Origin of the sequence: Corallococcus sp. AB045, from assembly GCF_003668895.1 — a bacterium.
Classification (GTDB): domain Bacteria; phylum Myxococcota; class Myxococcia; order Myxococcales; family Myxococcaceae; genus Corallococcus; species Corallococcus coralloides.
Map to the genome: position 1 here is coordinate 1 of NZ_RAWN01000383.1, position 3,136 is coordinate 3,136.

Consider the following 3,136-nt stretch of genomic DNA (forward strand, 5'->3'; position numbering starts at 1 on the left):
CGGGGTGGGGGGCTCGGCCACGATGACGTGGACGTTCGTCCCCGAGAACCCGAACGCGCTCACGCCGGCGGTCCGTCCCGCTCCGTCCCACGGCAGGGTGTCCCACGGCAGCCGGGCGCGCATGCGGTCCAGGCGGATGTGGGGGTTGAGCTGGCGCAGGTGGAGCTGCCTCGGGATGGCCCGGTGCTGGAGGCAGAGCACGGTCTTGATGAGGCCGGCGATGCCCGCGGCGGCCTCCAGGTGCCCCAGGTTGGCCTTCAGCGCGCCGACCGTGAAGGCCTCGGCGGAGGCCGGGCGCTGCCCGTAGACGGAGCCCAGGGCCTGCATCTCGATGGGGTCTCCCAGGGACGTGCCCGTGCCGTGGGCCTCCACGTAGGAGATGCGCTCGGGCTCCAGCGCCGCGGACTCCAGGGCCTTGCGCAGGAGCGCCTGCTGGGCGAGCCCGTTGGGCACGGTCAGCCCGCTGCTCGCGCCGTCGTGGTTGGCCGCCGAGCCCAGGAGCACGGCCAGCACGGGATCGCCGTCCCGCCGCGCATCGGACAGCCGCTTGAGCACGATCATCCCGCCACCCTCGGCGCGGCCGTAGCCGTCCGCCGAGGCGTCGAACGTCTTGCACCGGCCATCCGGCGCCAGGGCGCGCAGGCGGCACAGCGAGACGAACGTGTATGGCGACAGCATGAGGTTGACGCCGCCGGCCAGGGCCACGGTGGACTCGCCCCGGCGCAGGCTGTCGCACGCCAGGTGCACGGCCATGAGCGACGACGAGCACGCCGTGTCCACGGTGAGCGCGGGCCCCTGGAGCCCCAGCCGGTGGGCGATGCGGCCCGAGGCGATGTTGGCCGCCAGGCCCGTGGCGGCGTAGGCGGTGAACTGCCGCGCGGCGCGGGGGAGCAGGCCGTACTCGGCGCTGCCCATGCCCACGAAGACGCCCACGGGGCTGCCCGCGAGGCTGTCGGGCGCGAGGCCCGAGCGCTCAAGGGCCTCCCACGACACCTCCAGCAACAGGCGCTGCTGGGGGTCCATGTCCGCGGCTTCGCGCGGAGAGATGCCGAAGAGCCGCGCGTCGAAGAGCGCGGGGGGCTCCTTCAGGAAGCCCGCCTGTCGCACGTACACGCTCCCGGCGGTGTCGGGATCCGCGTGGAAGAAGGCCTCGGGGTCCCAGCGCTCCCCGGGCACGTCGACGATGGCGTCGCCGCCCTCCAGGAGGAACCGCCACAGGGCCTCGGGGCTGTCGCACCCACCGGGGAACCGGCAGGCCATCCCGATGATGGCGATGGGCTCCCGGCCTTCAGGGGCCGAGGCCGCGAGGCGCGTCCCGGTCACCGGGGCGGGCGCGGGAGGCGCGGCGGTGGGGACGGGGACGGGCTCGCTCGCCGCGGCGCCGGTCTGGATGCCGAAGCGCTGGAGGATGGTGTCGCGGGCGCCGTGGAACACCACGCGCTGGCAGCCCTCCTGGGCCAGCCCCGCCTCGAACACCGACAGCCCGAGCGCGGTGGGCAACGGCGTGAGGCCGCCGCGGCGCTCCATGAAGCGCAGCGTGCTGGCGTCCACCCGCATGCCGCCTTCGGCCCACAAGGGCCAGTTGAACGACACCGTGCGCCCGCGCCGCTCTCCGCGGGCCCGCTTCGCCTCGCGCTCCTCGGCGAAGGCGTCGAGGAAGGCGTTGGCGAAGGCGTAGTCGCCCTGGCCCACGTTCCCCGTGATTGCGGCCGTGGAGGAGAACAGGGCGAAGAAGTCCAGGGGCAGGTGCCGGCTGGCCTCGTCCAGGTGGAGCGTGCCGTGCACCTTGGGGCCCAGCACCGCCGCCCACTGCTCCGGCGCCTTGGCCGTGACGAGCGAGTCCCGCGTCACGCCCGCGGCGTGGATGATGCCGTGCAACGTCCCCAGCCGCTCGCACGCCTCGCGCACCCCGCGCGCGGCCGAGTCCCGGTCGCTGACGTCCGCGCGGAGGTAGAGCACCTCCGCGCCCGCCGCGCGCAGCGCCTCCAGCCGGAGGCGGCGGGCCTCGTCGAGCTCACCGCGTCCCGTCAGCGCGACGCGCGCCCGGACGGTGCGCACCAGGTGCTCGGCCAGCATCAGGCCCAGGCCGCCCGCTCCACCGGTGATGAGGTAGGCCCCGCCCTGTCGCAGCGGTGACGGACGCGGCGTCCCGGGCGGCAGCTCCACCAGCTCGCGCACCTGCCGCCGGGCCGCCACGTACCGGGCCTCGACGTCGTCGTGCTCGCTGTTGGCCAGCGCCAGCCGCGCCACGTCGGACGGCGCGCACGCCGCCGGCTCCAGCGCCAGGGTCTGGAAGCCGAGCCGCGGCGCCTCCAGTCCGAGCGCGCGGCAGAATCCCGCCAGGGCGGCGTGGGCGGGGGGACGCACGCCGTCCACCGTGGAGTGCACGTAGCCCAGGCGCATCGCGCCGTCGGACGAGTGCGCGAGCATCCCCTTCGCCAGCCCCAGCAGGTGGGTGAAGCCGAGGGTGGGCTCCATCCCGAACGCCGCGTCGAGCGCGCCGAGATGGAAGACGTGGCTGGGCTGGAGCCCCCGGCCGTCCAGCCAGGCGAGGAGCTGCCCCACCTGCCGCGCGTCCGCGGGGTCGAACTCGGGCTCCGCGCCGACGTCGACGAAGCGCTGACCCAGGCGCGCTCCCACCACCGGCACCTCGAGTCCCCGCGCGTGCAGCTGTTCGCGGAAGGCCCTGACGTGCGCGCCGCTTCCTCCCACGAGCAGGATGCCGCGAGGCGCGGCACCACGCGTCCCCGTGGAGGGAGCGTCACGCCATTGCTGACGGGCGAACACCCCTTCCGCCGGGACCCCGGCGCGGAGCTCGGCCGGTGCTTCAGTCCCGGTGGGGATCCGCTCGAGGAGGAAGTCCGCGAGGGACCGCAGCGTCGGGTGATCGAACGCGAGCGTGGGGTGGAGGTCGAGCCCGAGCTCGCCCTCCAGTTGCTCCACGAGCTGCGTCGCCTGCACCGACTCCATCCCCAGGTCGAAGAAGCCCTCGTCCGGCGACGGCTGGGTGGAAGGGGCATAGGCCAGGACGCGGGCCACCACCTCGCCGAGCAGCTGGATGAGGAGCGCGTGCCGCTCGGCCTGGGGGGCCTCGCGAAGCTGCTCCCGCATCGTCAGGCGGTGCTGGGGCTCGGGG

Annotated in this window: 1 protein-coding gene; it reads right to left on the reverse strand. The window is 75.0% G+C overall.

What is annotated here, in order from left to right; all coding sequences use genetic code 11:
- The coding region (locus D7Y21_RS40795) for an SDR family NAD(P)-dependent oxidoreductase (protein ID WP_147469530.1) at positions 1–3,136 on the reverse strand (3,136 nt) is incomplete at both ends.